Consider the following 18,147-nt stretch of genomic DNA (forward strand, 5'->3'; position numbering starts at 1 on the left):
GCCAACCGAGGAACACTTTCCCATGAATGCCATCAAGGTCGCTCGCCGATTCATCGAAACGGACCCGGCCAACGAATCGGCCAAGATCCTTGCCCAGCTGGTGCTGGCGCTCGAATCCGAACGCAGCTTCGAGCTGATCACGCTCTACAGCCTCGACTACAAGAGCTTCGAACTCGCGATGGACATCCTCAAGGAGTGGCGCCTGGACCGCTACTACGCCAGCAAGTCCAAGCTCTTCGACCTGTCCCTGCAAGTCACCGAACTCGAGAAAAACTGAGCCTCTCGCAGCACGCGGTGCTCAGGCGAACATCCCGCCCGACACCTCGATGCGCTGGGCATTCACCCAGCGATTTCTCTCTCCCAGCAAGCCCGCGATCGCACCGCCGATGTCATCGGGCTGGCCCGCACGTCCGAGCGCCGTGAAGCTCGCGACCATCGCGTTCACCTGTGCGTTGTCGCGCACCCTGCCGCCGCCGAAATCGGTTTCGATCGCGCCCGGCGCAATGGTGTTCACCGCGATGCCGCGCTTGCCGAGTTCCTTGGCGAGGTAGCGCGTCAGCACTTCCACGGCGCCCTTCATCGCGGCATAGGCCGAAGCGCCCTCCATCGCGAAGCGCGTGAGCCCCGACGACACATTGACGATGCGCCCGCCGTCGTTGATGACCGGCAGCAGCTTCTGCGTGAGGAAGTACGTGCCCTTGAAGTGGATGTTGTAGAGCGTGTCGAACTGCGCTTCGGTCATGTCCTCGAAGCTCACATGCAGGCCGACACCCGCGTTGTTCACCAGGAAGTCGAAGCGCTCGCGCTGCCACGTGGCGGCCAGCGCCGCCTTCACTGACGCGGCGAACGCGGCGAAGGCCGTGCTGTCGCCGACGTCGAGCTGCAGCGCGACCGCGCGGCGCCCCTTCGCCTCGATCTCCGACACCACCGCCTGCGCACTGGCTTCGTTCGACACGTAGGTCAGGATCACATCGACGCCGTCGGCGGCGAGCGCCAGCGCGGCGCTGCGGCCCAGGCCTCGGCTGCCGCCGGTGATGAGTGCGATGCGCGACGGGTTGGAAGTGGTGGAAGCGGTCATTTCAAAGTCCTCGGTGGTTGATCGGTGAATCGATGGGAGGACTTTAAAAATTACCGGCAGAAAGATAAATTCCGCCAGACGACGCACACTGTTGTCCAGAAACGAAACAATCAGCCGCCATGAGCACCGACGAACTGCGCATCTTCTCGAAGGTGGCCGAGCTCGCGAGCTTCAGCCGCGCCGCCGACCAGCTCGGCCTGACCCGCGCGCGCGTCTCGGTGGCCGTGCAGCAGCTCGAAGAGCGCCTGGGCACGCGGCTCCTGCAGCGCACCACGCGCAGCGTGCGCCTCACCGAAGACGGCACGCGCTTTCTCGACCGCTGCAAGGATTACCTGGACGAAGGCGAGCAACTGGCCACCATGTTCCGCGCGCACACCGGCGGCCTCACGGGGCGCCTGCGCATCGACCTGCCGGCCACCGTGGCGCGCGACCTCGTCATTCCGCGGCTGCCCGAATTCCTCGCGCGCCATCCCGCGCTGGAGATCGGCATCAGCACCACCGACCGCCGCGTCGATCTCGTGAACGAGGGCTTCGACTGCGTGCTGCGCGTGGGCGTGCTGGGCGATTCCGAACTCGTCGCGCGGCCGCTCGGCTTCATGCGCATGGCCAACGCCGCCAGCCCGGCCTACCTGCAGGCGCACGGCACGCCGCAGACGCTCGCCGACCTCGCGCAGCACCGCATCGTGCATTTCGCGCAGACCCTCTCGCCGAACGACGCAGGCTGGGAGTACTTCGACGCGGCCCAGGGCCGCTACCGCATGCACCCCGTGCGCGCCCTCGTCACGGTGAACGGCACCGACGCCTACAACGCCGCGGCGGTTGCGGGCCTCGGCCTGATCCAGGCGCCGATCAGCGGCCTCCTGCGCGGCTTTGCAGCGGGCTCGATCGTGCAGGTGATGCCGGCGTTCAGCGCGCGACCGATGCCGGTGTCGCTGGTGTACGTCAACCGGCGCCAGCTCGCGCCGCGCGTGCTCGCCGTGATGAACTGGCTGAGCGAGATCCTCGCGCCCTACTTCACCGACGACAGCGAACTCGCTATTTCCCCCAGCGCAGCACCAGCGGATCGAGCCGCTTCGCCGTCTCGATCAGGCCCGCGCGCGTCGCGGGGTGCATCGCCGGCAGCGGATGCCGCGGCGCCTCGCAAGCGATCACGCCGCCCTCCTTCATGAGCGACTTGCAGGCCAGCAGGCCCGCCTGGCGGTTCTCATAGTTGATGAGCGGCAGCCACTGCTGGTACAGCGCGAAGGCCTTGTCGCGATCGCCCGCGCGGTGCGCTTCGATGATCGGGCGAATGCCGTCGGGATAGCCGCCCCCGGTCATCGAACCGGTCGCGCCGGCATCGAGATCGGACATCAGCGTGATGGCTTCTTCGCCGTCCCACGGCCCTTCGATGGCATCGCCGCCCAAGCGGATCAGCTCGCGCAGCTTCGACGCCGCACCGGCCGTCTCGATCTTGAAGTACGCAACCTGCTCGATCTCCTTGGCCATGCGCGCGAGGAACGGCGCTGACAGCACCGTGCCGCTCGCGGGTGCGTCCTGGACCATGATCGGAATCGTCACCGCATCGGACAGCCGCGCGTAGAACTCGTAGATCTGTGGCTCGGGCACTCGGAAGGTCGCGCCGTGGTACGGCGGCATCACCATCAGCATCGCCGCGCCCATGTCTTGCGCGCGACGGCTGCGCTCGGCGCAGACCTGGGTGCTGTAGTGCGTGGTCGTCACGATCACCGGCACGTGGCCCTTCACGTGGTTGAGGATGGTGCGCGTGAGCACCTCGCGCTCCTCGTCGGAGAGCACGAACTGCTCGGAGAAATTCGCGAGGATGCACAACCCGTCGGAGCCCGCGTCGATCATGAAATCGACGCAGCGCTTCTGGCTCTCGAGGTCGAGCGCGCCCTGTTCGGTGAAGGTGGTGGGCACCACCGGGAAGATGCCGCGGTATCGGGGGGTCATGGGTGAGATCAATGGGAGTGGCGGGGAACGGCCGAGCCTCTGCAGCCGACCAGGAAATCGAAGTCGCAGCCTTCGTCGGCCTGCAGCACGTGGTTCACGTAGAGCTTCTGGTAGCCGCCGCCGCGCGTGCTCATCGGCTGCGCATCGGATGCGGACAGCGACGCGAGGCGCGACGCCAGTTCTTCATCGCTGATGTCGAGGTGCAGGCGTCCTGCGTCGCAGTCGAGCTCGATCCAGTCGCCGTCACGCACCGCCGCGAGCGGCCCGCCATCGGCCGCTTCGGGCGCGACGTGCAGCACCACCGTGCCATAGGCCGTGCCGCTCATGCGTGCGTCCGAGATGCGCACCATGTCCTTCACGCCCTGGCGCAGCAGCTTGGGCGGCAGGCCCATGTTGCCGACCTCGGCCATGCCGGGGTAGCCCTTGGGGCCGCAGTTCTTCAGCACCATCACGCAGCTCGCATCGATGTCGAGGTCTTCATCGACGATGCGTGCCTTGTAGTGCTCCAGGTTCTCGAACACCACGGCGCGGCCCCGGTGCTTGAGCAGCTCGGGCGTGGCGGCCGAGGGCTTGAGCACCGCGCCGCGCGGCGACAGGTTGCCACGCAGGATGCGGATGCCGCCATCGGCGATCAGCGGCTTGTCGAGCGGGCGGATCACCTCGTCGTCGAGGCTCGGCGCCTCGCGCACGTTGTCCCAGATCGAACGGCCGTTGACGGTGAGCGCATCGGGGTGCGGCAGCAGGCCGTTCTCACCGAGGCGGCGCAGCACGGCGGGCAGGCCGCCCGCGTAATAGAACTCTTCCATGAGGAAGCGGCCCGAAGGCATGAGGTCGACGATGGTCGGGGTGTTGCTGCCGATGCGCGTCCAGTCTTCCAGCTCCAGCTCGACGCCGATGCGGCCCGCGATCGCCTTCAGGTGGATCACCGCGTTGGTCGATCCGCCGATCGCCGCGTTCACGCGAATGGCGTTCTCGAAGGCCTCGCGCGTGAGGATCTTCGACAGCGTGAGCCCTTCCTTGGCCATCTGCACCGCGCGCATGCCCGACATCTGCGCCAGCACATAGCGCCGCGCATCGACCGCCGGAATCGCCGCGTTGTGCGGCAATGAAGTGCCCAGCGCCTCGGCCATGCATGCCATCGTCGAGGCCGTGCCCATCGTGTTGCAGGTGCCCGCCGAGCGCGACATGCCGCCCTCGGCCGAGAGGAACTGGTGCAGGTCGATCTCGCCGGCCTTCAGCGATTCGTGCAGCTGCCACACGGCCGTGCCCGAACCGATGTTCTTGCCGTCGAGCTTGCCGTTGAGCATCGGCCCGCCCGTGACCACGATGGCCGGGATGTCGCAGCTGGCGGCACCCATCAGCAGCGCCGGCGTGGTCTTGTCGCAGCCCGTGAGCAGCACCACGGCGTCGACCGGGTTGCCGCGAATCGCTTCTTCGACGTCCATGCTCGCGAGGTTGCGCGTGAGCATCGCGGTGGGCCGCAGGTTCGACTCGCCGTTCGAGAACACCGGGAACTCGACCGGAAAACCGCCCGCCTCCGAGATGCCGCGCTTCACGTGCTCGGCGATCTTGCGGAAGTGCGCGTTGCAGGGCGTGAGTTCCGACCAGGTGTTGCAGATGCCGACGATCGGCCGGCCATCGAACTCGTGGTCGGGGATGCCCTGGTTCTTCATCCAGCTGCGGTACATGAAGCCGTTCTTGTCGGCGGAGCCGAACCATTCGGTCGAGCGCAATTTCTTTGTCATGGGGAAGTGGTCAGCGGCGCGGGGCGCGCAAGGTGAAGAAGCGTTGGAGCAGGCAGAACGCGAAGAGCAGCGCGCCGACCACGATGCGGGTCCACCACGAACTCAGCGTGCCGTCGAAGGAAATCAGCGTCTGGATGATCCCGAGCATCAGCACGCCGAAGAGCGTGCCCGCCACGTAGCCCACGCCGCCCGTGAGCAGCGTGCCGCCGATCACCACGGCCGCGATGGCGTCGAGTTCCAGCCCGACCGCGTGCAGGCCGTAGCCCGAGAGCATGTAGAAAGTGAAGATCACGCCCGCCAGCGCAGAGCAGAAGCCCGAGAGCGTGTACACGCCCACGAGCGTGCGGCGCACCGGCAGGCCCATGAGCATCGCCGAATGCTCGCTGCCGCCGATGGCGTACACCGCGCGGCCAAAAGGCGTGCAGTGCGCGATGAACACCGCGGCCAGCAGCACCGCGATGGCGATCACCGCGCTGATCGACACCGAGGCCTCGCCCCAGATGGGAATGCGGACCTGCGAGACCTCCGAGTAGAACGCGTTCGTGATGCTGATCGAGTCGATGCTGATGAGGTAGCAGAGCCCCCGCGCGAGGAACATGCCCGCGAGCGTGACGATGAAAGGCTGCAGCCGGAAGCGCTCGATGAGCAGGCCCATGAACGCACCGAAGGCCGTGCCCATCGCCAGCACCAGCGGAATCACGACCGCCGGGCTCCACCCGTGCTTATCGACCAGCGAGGCCGACACCATCGTCGTGAGCGCAATCACCGAACCCACCGACAGGTCGATGCCGCCCGAGAGAATCACGAAGGTCATGCCGACCGCGACGACGATGAGGAAGGCGTTGTCGATCAGCAGGTTGAGGAACACCTGCGCCGAGAAAAAGCCGTCGTAGAACACCGAGCCCAGCGTCGCCATCAGCATGAACAGCGAGATGGTCGCGGTGAGCGGCAGGTACTTCGGATTGAGCCCCTTCTTGCCCCCTCTCCCGCGGGCGGGAGAGGGTTGGGGTGAGGGAGCCGCTTCGATCACGGCGCTCATGCCCTGCTCCCATCACGCACCGGCCGCTGCACCAGTGACCGCACTTCCGCCCTGAACTCCGGCGACTGCATCAGCATCACCACGAACACCACCACCGCCTTCACCACGAGGTTGATCTCCGGCGGCACGCCCAGCGAATAGATCGCGTAGGTCAGCGTCTGGATGATCAGCGCACCGATCACGCTGCCCACGAGGCTGAAGCGCCCGCCGGTCAATGCCGTGCCGCCGAGCGTGACCGCGAGGATCGCGTCGAGCTCCAGCAGTTGCCCGGCGTTGTTGCCGTCCGCGCTCTTCACGTTCGAGCTGATCAAGAGGCCCGCCACGCCCGCGCACGCGCCGCAGAACGCATACGCACCGACAACGAGCCGCCGCGACTGGATGCCCGCCACGCGCGCCGCCGTCGGGTTGATGCCGACCGCCTGGATGAACAGGCCGAGTGCGGTGCGCGTGATCGCCAGGTAGAGCAGCACGAACACCGTCGCCACGATGAACAGCGAGAACGGCAGCCCCAGCAGGTAGCCGCTGCCGAGGAAGAAGAAGGGCTTGTAGTAGATCGTGATGATCTGCCCGTCGGCAATCAGCTGCGCGATGCCACGCCCCGCCACCATGAGGATCAGCGTCGCGATGATCGGCTGCATGCCGACCTTGGCGACCAGCAGGCCGTTCCACAGGCCACACAGCAAGGCGACCGCGATGGCCGCGAGGATCGCGAGCGGCATCGGGAAGCGGCTCACGTCGCTGGAGACAGAGCCGCCGATCATCCAGGCCGCGACCGCCGCCGCGATGGCGACCACCGCGCCCACCGAGATGTCGATGCCGCGCGTGGCGATCACCAGCGTCATGCCGAGCGAAACCAGCACCAGCGGGGCCGCGCGGTTCAGGATGTCGATGAGGCTCCCGTAGAGATGGCCGTCGCGCCATTCGAGGTGGAGGAAGCTCGCGTTGAACGCGGTGTTGATGGCGAGCAGGAGCAGCAGCGTGATGACGGGCCAGGCAAGGCGATGGCTCATGAGGGACGAAAGGCGGTTCATGCGGCAGCAATCATTTCGTACACCTCGTCCTCGGTCGAACCGCCCGGCAGCTCGCCCACCTTCTTGCGATCTCGCAGCACCACGATGCGATGCGCCACGCGCACCACCTCGCTCATCTCCGACGAGATGAAGATCACCGCCATGCCCGCGCGCGCGAGCCGCAGGATCTCTTCCATGATTTCCTGCTTGGCAGCGACGTCGATGCCGCGCGTGGGCTCGTCCAGGATCAACAGGCGCGGCTCGGTCGCGAGCCAGCGCGCGATCATGGCCTTCTGCTGGTTGCCGCCCGAGAGCAGGCCGATGGGCGTTTCGACGCTCGCCGTCTTGATGCCCAGCGAAGCGACGAAGCGCTCGGCCATCGCGGTCTGCTCGGCGTGCGAAAGAAACTTCCGCGTGCCGAGCCGCGCCTGCAATGCGAGCGCGATGTTCTCGCGCACCGACAGCTCGGCCACGATGCCGTCGGTCTTGCGCTCTTCAGGGCACAGCGCGAGACCTTCACGGATCGCATCGGCCGGGTTCGAGAAGCTGACAGAGCGGCCGTCGATCTTCAACACGCCACGGTCCGGCGATTCGAGCCCGAACAGCAGCCGCGCAAGTTCAGTGCGCCCCGCGCCCAGCAGCCCCGCGATGCCGACGACTTCGCCCGCACGCACGCGCAGATCGGTCGCCTGCAGCTGCCCGGCCTGCCCCAACCCTTCGGACTGCAGCAGCGCGGGCGCCGCTTCGTCGAACGCCGGCAATGCCGCGGGCCGCGCCGATTGCGCCGCCAGCTCGCGCCCCAGCATCGCTGCGATCAGCGCCTGTGGCCCGAGGTCTGCCGCCTTCCACTCGCCCACCCAATGGCCATTGCGCAGCACCGTGATGCGGTCCGACACCGCGTACACCTGGTTGAGGAAGTGCGTGACGAACACGATCGCCAGCCCTTCGCCGCGCAGTCGCCGCAACACCTCGAACAGCTTCTCGACCTCGTCGTCATCGAGGCTCGAGGTCGGCTCGTCGAGGATCAGGACCTTCGACGACACACCGAGCGCCCGCGCGATGGCCACCATCTGCTGCACGCCCACCGAGTAGCTCGACAACAAGCGCGTCACGTCGATGTCGAGCCCGATGCGCGCCAGCAGCGCCTCGGCGCGACGGTTCACAGCCGCCCAGTCGATGCGAAAGCCCTGCAGCGCGCCGCAGCGCGGATAGCGCCCCGCGAACACGTTCTCCGCCACCGAGAGGTTCGGGCACAGGTTCACTTCCTGGTAGACGGTGCTGATGCCCAGCTTCTGCGCCTCCAGCGGCGAAGCGGGCCGGATGGCCTGGCCATCGAGAAACATCTCGCCGCCGCTCGACGGCAGCACGCCCGTGAGCACCTTGATGAGCGTGGACTTGCCCGCGCCGTTCTGCCCCATCAGCGCGTGGACCTCGCTCGGGTAGAGCTTGAGCTGCACGTCGTTCAGCACGGCGATGCCGCTGAAGTGCTTGTGGATGCCCCGCAGCTCCAGCACGGGGGTGACGCTGCTGCCGGTCATGCGTTCACTTGTTCTTGTTGTAGACGTCGATGAACACCGCCGCCAACAGCACCAGCCCCTTGATGACCTGCTGGTAGTCGATGCCGATCCCCAGGATCGACATGCCGTTGTTCATCACGCCCATGATGAAGGCGCCGATCACCGCGCCCATCACGCGGCCCACGCCGCCCGAAGCCGAGGCGCCGCCGATGAAGCAGGCGGCAATCACGTCGAGTTCGAAACCCAGGCCCGCCTTGGGCGTGGCCGTGTTCAGGCGCGCCGCGAACACGAGGCCCGCGAGTGCGGCCAGCGCACCCATGTTCACGAAAGTGAGGAACGCGAGCCGCTGCGTCTTCACGCCCGACAGCCGCGCCGCCTTCTCGTTGCCGCCCAGCGCATAGATGCGCCGGCCGATGGTCGTGCGGTTGGTGACGAAGTCGTACACCACGATCAGCACCGCCATCACCACCAGCACGTTGGGCAGGCCCTTGTAGGTGGAGAGCAGGTAGCTGAAGAAAAGAATGATCGCCGCGAAGAACAGGTTCTTCACGAGGAAGAAAGCGTAGGGCTCCTGCTCCATGCCGTGCGCCTTGAGCTTGGCGCGCCCGCGCAGCTTGAAGAACACCAGCGCCGCAGCCGCCAACGCACCCACGACCAGCGAAGTGGTGCGCAAGGTGTCGCCGCCCAGCGGATCGGGAATGAAGCCCGAACTCAGGCGCTGGAACTCCACCGGAAACGGCCCCACCGATTGCCCGGCGAGCAGCGCCAGCGTGAGCCCCTTGAACACCAGCATGCCCGCGAGCGTGACGATGAACGACGGGATCTTTCGGAACGCGACGAACCAGCCTTGCGCCGCACCGATGACGGCACCGGCCACGATGCTGATGAGCGCCGTGGGCACGAAGTGCCATTCGTACTCCACCATCAGCACCGCCGCGAGCGCGCCGATGAAGCCGCAGACCGAGCCCACCGACAGGTCGATGTGGCCCGCCACGATCACCAGCAGCATGCCCAGCGCCATGATGACCACGTAGCTGTTCTGCAGCAGCAGGTTGGTGAGGTTCAGCGGCCGCAGCAGCGTGCCATCGGTCAGCACCTGGAACAGCACCATGATCGCGACCAGCGAGATCAGCATGCCGTACTCGCGCAGGTTGTTCTTCAGGAAGCCCACGTGCAGCTTCGGTGCCACGGGGGCGGCGCCCTGCACCGCGTTGGCTTCAGGCGGCGACATGGACAGAACTCCCTGCACTCACGATGGCATGCATGATGCGTTCCTGCGACGCCTCGGCCGCCGTGAACTCGGCGACGAAGCGGCCCTCGTTCATCACGTAGATGCGGTCGCACATGCCGAGCAACTCCGGCAGTTCGGAAGAGATCATGAGAATGCCTTTGCCTTCGCTCGCGAGCTGGTCGATGATGGTGTAGATCTCGTACTTGGCGCCCACGTCGATGCCGCGCGTGGGTTCGTCCAATATCAGCAGCTCGGGTTTCGTGAAGAGCCACTTGCTCAGCACCACCTTCTGCTGGTTGCCGCCCGACAGGTTGACCACCAGCTGCTCGACGCCCGCGCAGCGGATGTTCAGCGCCTTCTTGTAGTCGTTCGCCACCTTGAACTCGCGGCCGTCGTCGATCACAGAGCGTTCGGAAATCGCATCGAGGTTCGCGAGGCTGATGTTCTTGCGGATGCCTTCCTCCAGCACCAGCCCGAGGCCCTTGCGGTCTTCGGTGACGTAGGCGATGCCGTGGTCGATGGCCTTGCGCACGGTGCTCACGTCCACGGGATTGCCGTGCATGCGCACCGAGCCGCTGATGCGCTGGCCGTACGACTTCCCGAACACGCTCATCGCCAGCTCGGTGCGGCCCGCGCCCATGAGGCCCGCGATGCCGACGATCTCGCCCTGACGCACATTGAGGTTCACGCCCTTGATCTGCTCGCGGTCGGCGTGCAGCGCGTGGTGCACGCGCCAGTCGCGCACCTCCAGCACGGTCTCGCCGATCTTCGGCGAGCGCTGCGGATAGCGGTGTTCCATGTCGCGGCCCACCATGCCGCGGATGATGCGGTCTTCGCTGATCGCCTGCTTTGCGCAGTCCATCGTCTCCACCGTCGCGCCGTCGCGCAGCACGGTGATCGAATCGGCCACCTTGGCGATCTCGTTGAGCTTGTGCGAGATGAGGATCGACGCGATGCCCTGGCGTTTCAGTTCGAGCAGCAGCATCAGCAGCGCATCACTGTCGTTCTCGTTGAGGCTCGCGGTGGGCTCGTCGAGGATCAGCAGCTTCACTTCTTTCGCGAGCGCCTTGGCAATTTCCACCAGCTGCTGCTTGCCCACGCCCAGGTCGGTCACCAACGTAGTGGGCAGCTCCTTCAGGCCCACCTTGGCGAGCAGCTCGCGCGTCTTCGCATAGGCGGCGAACCAGTCGATCACGCCGCCGGTGGCGATCTCGTTGCCGAGAAACAGGTTCTCGGCAATCGAGAGCAGCGGCACCAGCGCGAGCTCCTGGTGAATGATGATGATGCCGAGCTTCTCGCTGTCGGCAATGCCCTTGAAGCGGCGCAGCTCACCCTCGAAATGGATCTCGCCGGTGTACGAGTCGCACGGGTAGACGCCGCTCAGCACCTTCATGAGCGTCGACTTGCCCGCGCCGTTCTCTCCGACCACCGCGTGGATCTCCCCCGCGCGCACGGCGAGGTTGACGTTGCTCAGGGCCTTGACCCCGGGAAACGTCTTGGTGATCCCGCGCATCTCGAGGATCGTGCGTTCGCCTGCCTGGCTCACTTGACCTGGCTTTCCTTGTAGTAGCCGCTGTCCACCAGCACCTGCTTCCAGTTGGAGCCGTCCACGCTCACCGGCTTGAGCAGGTACGAGGGCACGACCTTGATGCCGTTGTTGTAGGTCTTGGTGTCGTTCACCTCGGGTGTCTTGCCCGAGAGCATGGCGTCGGCCATGGCCACCGTCACCTTGGCGAGTTCGCGCGTGTCCTTGAACACGGTGGAGCTTTGTTCCTTGCGCAGGATCGACTTGACCGACGGAATCTCCGCGTCCTGCCCCGACACCACCGGCATCGGCTGCGAGCCCGAGCCGTAGCCCACGCCCTTGAGCGACGAGAGGATGCCGATCGACAGGCCGTCGTACGGCGACAGCACCGCATCGACGCGGTTCTTCGTGTAGTAGGCCGACAGCAGGTTGTCCATGCGCGCCTGCGCCACCGCGCCGTCCCAGCGCAGCGTGCCGACCTTGTCCATGCCCATCTGCTTGCTGCGCACCACCAGCTTGCCGCTGTCGATGTAGGGCTTGAGCACCGACATCGCGCCGTTGTAGAAGAAAAAGGCGTTGTTGTCGTCGGGCGAACCGCCGAACAGTTCGATGTTGAACGGACCCTTGCCGCTCTTCAAACCCAGCGCCGCCTCGATCGATTGCGCCTGCAGCACGCCGACCTGGAAGTTGTCGAAGGTGGCGTAGTAGTCGACGTTCTTCGAGCCCTTGATGAGCCGGTCGTACGCGATGACCTTCACGCCCTTGTCTGCGGCCTTCTGCAGCACGTCGGACAGCGTGGTGCCGTCGATGGCCGCGATGACCAGCACCTTCGAGCCCTTGGTCACCATGTTCTCGATCTGCGCGAGCTGGTTCGGAATGTCGTCGTCGGCGTACTGCAGGTCGGTCTTGTAGCCCTTGTCCTTGAAGTACTTGACCATGTTGGCGCCGTCGGCGATCCAGCGCGCCGACGACTTGGTGGGCATCGAGATGGCGATGAGGCCCTTGTCCTGCGCATGGGCCATCGGCGTGAAGCCGACGACGGCAAAGGCGAGGCCCGCGAGCGAGGCTTTGAGGAAGTTGCGTTTCATGTCGGTCGGCTCTCAGTACTTGCGATTGGGAAATTCTTTGGCCGCGACTTCCATCGGGAAGATGCCTTCTTCGGTCACGATGCGCTTGGGCAGCGGCTTGCCGGCCTTGATGTCCTTCACCGCCTGCATGAGCTGCGGCCCGAGCAGCGGGCTGCATTCCACCGACACGTTGAGCTTGCCGGCGATCATGGCTTCGAAGGCGCCCTTCACCCCGTCGATCGAGATGATGGTGATGTCCTTCGCGGGCTTGAGGCCGGCTTCTTCGATCGCCTGGATCGCGCCGATGGCCATGTCGTCGTTGTGCGCGTAGAGCACGTTGATCTTCTTGCCCTCGGCCTTGAGGAAGGCTTCCATCACCTCCTTGCCCTTGGCGCGCGTGAAGTCGCCGGTCTGCGAGCGGGTGATCTTGAACTTCGGGTCGGCCTTGATGATCTCCTCGAAGCCCTTCTTGCGGTCGATGGCCGGCGCCGAGCCCACGGTGCCCTGCAGCTCGACGATGTTCACCTCGCCCTTCTGGTCCTTCATCTTCTCGACGAGCCAGCGGCCGGCTTTGCGGCCTTCTTCGGTGAAGTCGGAGCCCATGAAGGTCACGTAGAGCGAGTCGTCCTTGGTGCTCACGGAGCGGTCGGTCAGCACGACCGGAATCTTCGCGGCCTTGGCTTCGCGCAGCACGGTTTCCCAGCCCGACTCGACCACGGGCGAGAACGCGATCACGTCGACCTTCTGCGCGATGTACGAGCGGATGGCCTTGATCTGGTTTTCCTGCTTCTGCTGCGCATCGGAGAACTTCAGTTCGATGCCCGCCTCCTTGGCCGACGACTTGATCGACTCGGTGTTGGCCGTGCGCCATTCGCTCTCGGCGCCCACCTGCGCGAAGCCGAGCACGAGTTTCTTCTGCGCAAAGGCGGACACGGGCAGCAGGCTGCCCAGGGCTGCGGCGGCGAGCGCGGTGTGGAGGGTGCGGCGATTCATGGTCATGGTTGTCTCCTTCTTGATGAGTCTGTGGTGAGTCTGTGATGAGTTCGGTCAGGCCAGCATGTAGCCGGTCTTGACCGTCGTGTAGAACTCCGCGGCGTGGCGCCCTTGTTCGCGCGGCCCGTAGCCCGACCCCTTGCGGCCGCCGAAGGGCGCATGAAAGTCCACCCCCGCGGTCGGCAGATTGACCATCGTCATGCCGACCACGGCATGGCGTCTGAAATGCATCGCGTGCTTCAGCGAGTTGGTGCAGATGCCCGCGCACAGGCCGAAGGGCGTGTCGTTGCACAGCGCGAGCGCTTCGTCGTAATCGCCGGCGCGCAGCACGCAGGCCAGCGGCCCGAAGATCTCTTCGCGTGCGATGCGGTGCTCGGGCCTGGCCAGAAAGAGCGCAGGGCTCATGTAGTGGCCGGCGGTGGCGCGCTGCAGTGCGTCGCCGCCCCACACGTGCTCTGCCCCCTCTTCGCGCGCGATGTCGATCCACGCGAGGTTCTGCGCCAGCCGCTCTGCGTCGGCCACGGGACCGATGTCGATGCCGCGCTCCAGCGCGTGGCCGATCTTCAATATCTTCAGACGTTGGCGCAGCTTTGCCACGAAGGCGTCGTGCACAGTCGCCTCGACGATGAGCCGGCTCGATGCCGTGCAGCGCTGGCCGTTGGAAAAGTAGGCGCCCTGCACCGCGCAGTCGACGGCGCGGTCGAGGTCGGCATCGGCCAGCACCACGAGCGCGTTCTTGCCGCCCATCTCCAGCTGCACCTTGGCGCGCCGTGCGGCGGCGGCCTGCAGCACGCGTTCGCCATTGGCGGCCGAGCCGGTGAAGCTCAGCGCATCGACCAGCGCGCTGTCGACCAGCGCCTGGCCCGCTTCGCGCCCGCTGCCCATCACGAGGTTGAACACGCCGGCCGGCAGCGTCGCGCGGCTGATGATGTCGGTGAGCGCCCAGCCGCAGGCCGGCACCAGCTCGGCCGGCTTGAAAACCACGCTGTTGCCATGCGCCAGCGCCGCGGCAATCTTGGAGGCCGGCACCGCGAAGGGCGTGTTCCACGGCGTGATGAGGCCCACCACGCCGACCGGTTCGCGCGTCACGTCGACCTGCACGCCGGCGCGCACCGAGGCCACGTTCTCGCCACCGCCGCCGCGCAAGGCTTCGCCCGCGAAGAACTTGAAGATCTGGCCCGCGCGCGCCACCTCGGCCACGGCCTCGGGCAGCGTCTTGCCGACTTCGCGCGCCAGCAGCAGGCCCAGGTCGTCCTTGCGTGCGAGCAGCTCGGCGCCGATGCGGTCGAGCACGTCGGCGCGCCGCTGCGGCGTGCTGTGGCTCCAGTGCATGAAAGCCTCGTTGGCCGCGCGGATCGCCAGCTCGACCTGGCGCCGGTCGGCACGTGCGTACTCGGCCACCACCTCGCTGGTGTCGGAAGGATTGACGCTGACACCCGTGGTCGCGCTGGTTTCCCAGCGGCCGTTGATGTACTGGCGCACGCTCTGCCGAAGCTCGCCGTGGATCACCGTGGCGTTGCCTTGTCTCTGTTGTTGTGGGTCTGGGCCGGAAGTCTAGAAACGATTTCGATATCGATCCAATCGTTTTTTAGACAAAATGCATATCAATCGGTGGATTCTGGAAAACCCCGTCAGACCTTCGTTCCCACCTTCTTCATGAACACCTACAACCACTGGTTCATTCGCGCCCGCCTCAAGACCCGCCAGCTGCTGCTGCTGGTGGCGCTGGCCGAGGAAGGCAACATCCACCGCGCGGCGCAGGTGCTCAACATGACGCAGCCCGCTGCCTCCAAGTTACTCAAAGACCTGGAAGACGTGCTCGAGGTGCCGCTGTTCGACCGGTTGCCGCGCGGCATGCGCCCGACCTGGTACGGCGAAACCATGATCCGCCACGCCCGCGTGGCGCTGGCCAGCCTGAACCAGGCGCACGACGAGCTCACCGCGCTGAAGGCCGGGCGCTTCGGCCAGGTGAACGTGGGCGCCATCACCGCACCGGGCCTCACGCTGATGCCGCCGGCCGTGGCGATGGTCAAGCGCGAGCAGCCCGACCTGCGCGTGTCGCTGGAGATCGAAACCAGCGCGGTGCTGATGGAGCGTCTCGCGCAGGGCAAGCTCGACATCCTCGTGGCGCGGCTGTTCGCCGAGCACGACAAATCACAGCTGCGCTACGAGGCCCTGGCCGAAGAACCGGTGTGCGCGCTGGTGCGCCCGGGCCATCCGCTGCTGGGCGTGAGCGGGCTCACGCTGCGCGACGTGGTGGGCGCCGGCTGGATCGTGCCGCCCGCGGGCAGCGTGCTGCGCCACCGCTTCGAGCTGATGTTCCAGGAGGAAGGCCTCGCGCCGCCGGCCAACATCATCGAGAGCCCGGCGCTGCTGTTCATCACGCGCATGCTGCAGCAGAGCGACATGGTCGCGGTGCTGGCGAGCGACGTGGCGCGCTACTACGCGGCGCACGGCATCGTGTCGCTGCTGCCGCTGGACATGCCCTGCCACATGGACCAGTTCGGCATCATCACGCGCACCGACCGGCTGCCGTCGCCGGCCGCGAAGGTGATGATGAAGGCACTGAAGACGGCGAGCATGAGCGTCTACGGACGCAAACTCGAGATGGACTGAACCGGAAGAATTTCGATGACCGACGAAGAACGCACGCAAACCATCCGCGACATCGTGCTGTCGTACCTGGAGGGGGCCACGCCCGAGCAGCGGCACGTGTACGTGGCCCGCTCCAACTACGACGACAACGCCCCGGCGCTGCGCTGGCTGATCGACAACCCCCAACTCGACCGCGGCACCGCGCTCATGATCTATTGGTACCTGGGCGCGGCCGGCTACGTGCAGTTCGCGTCGGAGGACGGCTTGAAGGACTACGAGAAAGACACCTTCCAACTCCTGCTGCTGATCGAGCAGCGCTACGCCGGCGGCTTCTACACGCAAGCCCGCATCTGGTTCGCGCCGGAGCATTCCGAAGGCGGCGGGCCCGGCGACTCCCGCCTGCCGAATGTGCGCCCCGTCTCCACGCTCATGCGGGAAGAAGTGGGCACCGAGTTCGTCGATCTCGAACCCGAGAACTACGACGACGGCCTGCCCTTCGAAGTGGTCGAGAAAATCGAGGCGCTGTTCGACTGAGCGCTCAGGTCCAACCGGCGTCCACCGTGAACTCCTGCGCGGTGCACATCTTCGCGTCGTCGGATGCAAGGAACAGCACCATGCGCGCGATGTCTTCCGGCATCAGCTTGTCGGGCAGGCACTGGTTGCGGTGCAGCGCCTTCTCGCCCTCGTCGTCGAGCCACAGCTTCACCTGCCGCTCGGTCATCACCCAGCCGGGCGACACGGTGTTGATGCGAATGCGGTCGCGGCCCAGCTCCACGGCGAGCCCGCGCGTGAGGCCGTTCACCGACGACTTGGCGATCGCGTAGCAGGGGTAGCCCGAGCCCTTGGTCTGCCAGCCCGTGGAGCCGAGGTTGACCACCGAGCCGAAGCCCAGGCGCTTCATGCCCGGCACCACCGACTGGATCGCGAACAGCGCGGGCCGCTCGTTGATGGCCATGCGGTTGTCGTAGTAGTCGGGCGTGACCGATTCGAGGGTGTGGCGATCGTCGCTCGCCACGTTGTTGACCAGCACCGCGAAGTCGCCGAGTTCGGCGGCCGCGTCGGCCACGGCCTTCTGCAGCGCGCCGATGTCGCGCACGTCGCAGGCGCGCCACCACGGCGCAGCGTGGCCGGCCTCGGTGATCTGCGCGGCGAGCGCCGCGCTGGCACCTTCCGCAATGTCGACGAAGGCCACACGCGCGCCCTGCGCCGCGAAAGCAGCGACGATGGCCGCGCCGATGCCGCTGCCGCCGCCGGTGACGAACACGGTGCGGTTCTTGAGGCTGGGATGGATGGAAAGTTGAGGGGAATTCAAGGAAAAGGTCTCCAGGGCGCATCTCATGACATTGCAAAACAAATATCAATCGATGCCGATATTTTCGATTTCAGTTATCAATATGCCTTGATACGATCCGCCGCGTCAAGGCGACATGACATTCAGAAAGAACAAATGACCATGCAAGAGACAAGCGCCCCTTCTTCGCCGCTCGCGGCCCCTCGCGTGCTCGGCACGCCCGAATGCCTCTGGCCCGCCGCCGCCGATCTCGGCGAAGGCACGTTGTGGTCGGTGCGCGAGCAGGCGCTGTACTGGATCGACATCCTGCAGCCGCGCCTCTTCCGCTACGACCCGGCCACGGGCGCGCAGCGCACCTGGCACTTCGACGAAGAGATCACCGCGATTGCCGAGCGAGCGTCGGCGCCGGGCCTGTTCCTCACGCTGCGCCGCGGCTTCGCGCTGTTCGACACCACCGCGCCCGGCGACACCACAAAGCCGCGCTACCTGCACCAGCCCGAACCCGAGCGCATCGGCAACCGCTTCAACGACGGCAAGTGCGACAGCCGCGGCCGCTTCTGGGCCGGCAGCATGGACTTCGACTGCAAGGCGCCCACCGGCGCGCTCTACCGCTTCGACGCCGACGGCCACTGCACGCGGCACGACGACGGCTTCGAGGTGACCAACGGGCCGACGTGGTCGGGCGACGGCCGCACCATGTACTTCAACAACACGGCGATCAACCTGCTGTACGCCTACGACTTCGACATGGAGGCCGGTGCGGTGTCGAACAAACGCGTGTGGCACCGCTTCCCGAAGGGTGACGGCCTGCCGGACGGCATGACCACCGACGCGGCCGGGCGGTTGTGGATCGCGCATTGGGACGGGTCGTGCATCACCTGCCACGACCCGGTGAGCGCGGCCGAGCTGTGCCGCATTGCGCTGCCCGCAAGCAACGTGACCGACTGCGCCTTCGGCGGCGCCGACATGCAGACGCTCTACATCTCGACGGCGCGCAACAGCCGCACCGAAGAACAACTGAAGAGCGAGCCGCTGGCCGGTGGGCTCTTCTCGGTGCGCATCGACAGCCCGGGCGTGCCGGCTGCGTTGTTCGCAGGCTGAGC

Annotated in this window: 16 protein-coding genes and 1 pseudogene; 5 read left to right on the forward strand and 12 right to left on the reverse strand. The window is 66.3% G+C overall.

Annotation, left to right across the window (positions count from 1 at the left end; all coding sequences use genetic code 11):
- Positions 1–22 precede the first annotated feature (22 nt).
- Positions 23–277: a hypothetical protein gene (locus CY658_RS15920; RefSeq protein ID WP_101491099.1), complete on the forward strand. Its 255-nt coding sequence runs from the start codon at positions 23–25 to the stop codon at positions 275–277.
- A gap of 21 nt (positions 278–298) precedes the next feature.
- On the opposite strand, the gene CY658_RS15925 is transcribed toward CY658_RS15920, so the two are convergent.
- Complete coding sequence (locus tag CY658_RS15925; RefSeq protein ID WP_101491100.1) at positions 299–1,078, reverse strand: SDR family NAD(P)-dependent oxidoreductase; 780 nt, start codon at positions 1,076–1,078, stop codon at positions 299–301.
- Between the two features lie 119 nt (positions 1,079–1,197).
- Between CY658_RS15925 and CY658_RS15930 the strand changes: the two are divergent.
- Positions 1,198–2,064, forward strand: a pseudogene (locus CY658_RS15930) (LysR family transcriptional regulator); the annotation flags it as partial.
- 49 nt (positions 2,065–2,113) lie between these two features.
- On the opposite strand, the gene CY658_RS15935 reads toward CY658_RS15930, so the two are convergent.
- Genes CY658_RS15935 through CY658_RS15980 form a run of 10 tightly spaced genes read right to left on the reverse strand, consistent with a single transcriptional unit; the run spans position 2,114 to position 14,667 of the window.
- Positions 2,114–3,031, reverse strand: a complete 918-nt coding sequence (locus CY658_RS15935; protein ID WP_101491101.1) for a dihydrodipicolinate synthase family protein — start codon at positions 3,029–3,031, stop codon at positions 2,114–2,116.
- An 8-nt stretch (positions 3,032–3,039) separates the two neighbouring features.
- Complete coding sequence (locus tag CY658_RS15940) at positions 3,040–4,776, reverse strand: IlvD/Edd family dehydratase (RefSeq protein WP_101491102.1); 1,737 nt, start codon at positions 4,774–4,776, stop codon at positions 3,040–3,042.
- 10 nt (positions 4,777–4,786) lie between these two features.
- The gene (yjfF, locus tag CY658_RS15945) at positions 4,787–5,815 is read right to left on the reverse strand and encodes a galactofuranose ABC transporter, permease protein YjfF (protein WP_101491103.1); all 1,029 of its coding nucleotides are present in this window, start codon (positions 5,813–5,815) and stop codon (positions 4,787–4,789) included.
- Positions 5,812–6,846, reverse strand: coding sequence for an ABC transporter permease (locus CY658_RS15950; RefSeq protein WP_101491104.1), 1,035 nt, complete (start codon positions 6,844–6,846; stop codon positions 5,812–5,814). The genes yjfF and CY658_RS15950 overlap by 4 nt, the downstream gene beginning before the upstream one ends.
- A complete protein-coding gene (locus tag CY658_RS15955) occupies positions 6,843–8,363 on the reverse strand; it encodes a sugar ABC transporter ATP-binding protein (RefSeq protein WP_101491105.1) in 1,521 nt (506 codons plus the stop codon). The genes CY658_RS15950 and CY658_RS15955 overlap by 4 nt, the downstream gene beginning before the upstream one ends.
- A 4-nt stretch (positions 8,364–8,367) precedes the next feature.
- Positions 8,368–9,573, reverse strand: coding sequence for a multiple monosaccharide ABC transporter permease (gene mmsB, locus CY658_RS15960; RefSeq protein ID WP_101491106.1), 1,206 nt, complete (start codon positions 9,571–9,573; stop codon positions 8,368–8,370).
- Positions 9,560–11,086, reverse strand: coding sequence for a multiple monosaccharide ABC transporter ATP-binding protein (mmsA, locus tag CY658_RS15965; RefSeq protein WP_101491312.1), 1,527 nt, complete (start codon positions 11,084–11,086; stop codon positions 9,560–9,562). The genes mmsB and mmsA overlap by 14 nt, the downstream gene beginning before the upstream one ends.
- 29 nt (positions 11,087–11,115) lie before the next feature.
- On the reverse strand, positions 11,116–12,186 hold the full coding sequence (chvE, locus tag CY658_RS15970; RefSeq protein WP_101491107.1) for a multiple monosaccharide ABC transporter substrate-binding protein: 1,071 nt from the start codon (positions 12,184–12,186) through the stop codon (positions 11,116–11,118).
- Between the two features lie 12 nt (positions 12,187–12,198).
- Complete coding sequence (locus tag CY658_RS15975) at positions 12,199–13,164, reverse strand: ABC transporter substrate-binding protein (protein WP_101491108.1); 966 nt, start codon at positions 13,162–13,164, stop codon at positions 12,199–12,201.
- A 48-nt stretch (positions 13,165–13,212) separates the two neighbouring features.
- Positions 13,213–14,667: an aldehyde dehydrogenase family protein gene (locus tag CY658_RS15980; RefSeq protein WP_101491109.1), complete on the reverse strand. Its 1,455-nt coding sequence runs from the start codon at positions 14,665–14,667 to the stop codon at positions 13,213–13,215.
- Positions 14,668–14,814: 147 nt separating this feature from the next.
- Here CY658_RS15980 and CY658_RS15985 point away from each other — a divergent pair, with 147 nt between their 5' ends.
- The gene (locus CY658_RS15985) at positions 14,815–15,774 is read left to right on the forward strand and encodes a LysR family transcriptional regulator (RefSeq protein ID WP_101491110.1); all 960 of its coding nucleotides are present in this window, start codon (positions 14,815–14,817) and stop codon (positions 15,772–15,774) included.
- 15 nt (positions 15,775–15,789) lie between these two features.
- Positions 15,790–16,287, forward strand: coding sequence for a DUF4274 domain-containing protein (locus CY658_RS15990; RefSeq protein WP_101491111.1), 498 nt, complete (start codon positions 15,790–15,792; stop codon positions 16,285–16,287).
- Between the two features lie 4 nt (positions 16,288–16,291).
- On the opposite strand, the gene CY658_RS15995 is transcribed toward CY658_RS15990, so the two are convergent.
- Complete coding sequence (locus tag CY658_RS15995) at positions 16,292–17,065, reverse strand: SDR family NAD(P)-dependent oxidoreductase (RefSeq protein WP_374221115.1); 774 nt, start codon at positions 17,063–17,065, stop codon at positions 16,292–16,294.
- Between the two features lie 135 nt (positions 17,066–17,200).
- On the opposite strand from CY658_RS15995, the gene CY658_RS16000 reads away from it, so the two are divergent.
- Entirely contained in the window at positions 17,201–18,145 is a 945-nt protein-coding gene (locus CY658_RS16000) for an SMP-30/gluconolactonase/LRE family protein (protein ID WP_101491113.1), read from the forward strand.
- Positions 18,146–18,147 lie beyond the last annotated feature (2 nt).

It is taken from the genome of Variovorax sp. RO1, assembly GCF_002849325.1.
Lineage (GTDB): Bacteria > Pseudomonadota > Gammaproteobacteria > Burkholderiales > Burkholderiaceae_C > Variovorax.

Bases quoted from the DNA above. Each gene is read 5' to 3' on its own strand.
- CY658_RS15920 (WP_101491099.1), top strand. From the start codon at position 23: ATGAATGCCATCAAGGTCGCTCGCCGATTCATCGAAACGGACCCGGCC.
- CY658_RS15925 (WP_101491100.1), bottom strand. From the start codon at position 1,078: ATGACCGCTTCCACCACTTCCAACCCGTCGCGCATCGCACTCATCACC.
- CY658_RS15935 (WP_101491101.1), bottom strand. From the start codon at position 3,031: ATGACCCCCCGATACCGCGGCATCTTCCCGGTGGTGCCCACCACCTTC.
- CY658_RS15940 (WP_101491102.1), bottom strand. From the start codon at position 4,776: ATGACAAAGAAATTGCGCTCGACCGAATGGTTCGGCTCCGCCGACAAG.
- yjfF (WP_101491103.1), bottom strand. From the start codon at position 5,815: ATGAGCGCCGTGATCGAAGCGGCTCCCTCACCCCAACCCTCTCCCGCC.
- CY658_RS15950 (WP_101491104.1), bottom strand. From the start codon at position 6,846: ATGAACCGCCTTTCGTCCCTCATGAGCCATCGCCTTGCCTGGCCCGTC.
- CY658_RS15955 (WP_101491105.1), bottom strand. From the start codon at position 8,363: ATGACCGGCAGCAGCGTCACCCCCGTGCTGGAGCTGCGGGGCATCCAC.
- mmsB (WP_101491106.1), bottom strand. From the start codon at position 9,573: ATGTCGCCGCCTGAAGCCAACGCGGTGCAGGGCGCCGCCCCCGTGGCA.
- mmsA (WP_101491312.1), bottom strand. From the start codon at position 11,086: ATGCGCGGGATCACCAAGACGTTTCCCGGGGTCAAGGCCCTGAGCAAC.
- chvE (WP_101491107.1), bottom strand. From the start codon at position 12,186: ATGAAACGCAACTTCCTCAAAGCCTCGCTCGCGGGCCTCGCCTTTGCC.
- CY658_RS15975 (WP_101491108.1), bottom strand. From the start codon at position 13,164: ATGACCATGAATCGCCGCACCCTCCACACCGCGCTCGCCGCCGCAGCC.
- CY658_RS15985 (WP_101491110.1), top strand. From the start codon at position 14,815: ATGAACACCTACAACCACTGGTTCATTCGCGCCCGCCTCAAGACCCGC.
- CY658_RS15990 (WP_101491111.1), top strand. From the start codon at position 15,790: ATGACCGACGAAGAACGCACGCAAACCATCCGCGACATCGTGCTGTCG.
- CY658_RS16000 (WP_101491113.1), top strand. From the start codon at position 17,201: ATGACCATGCAAGAGACAAGCGCCCCTTCTTCGCCGCTCGCGGCCCCT.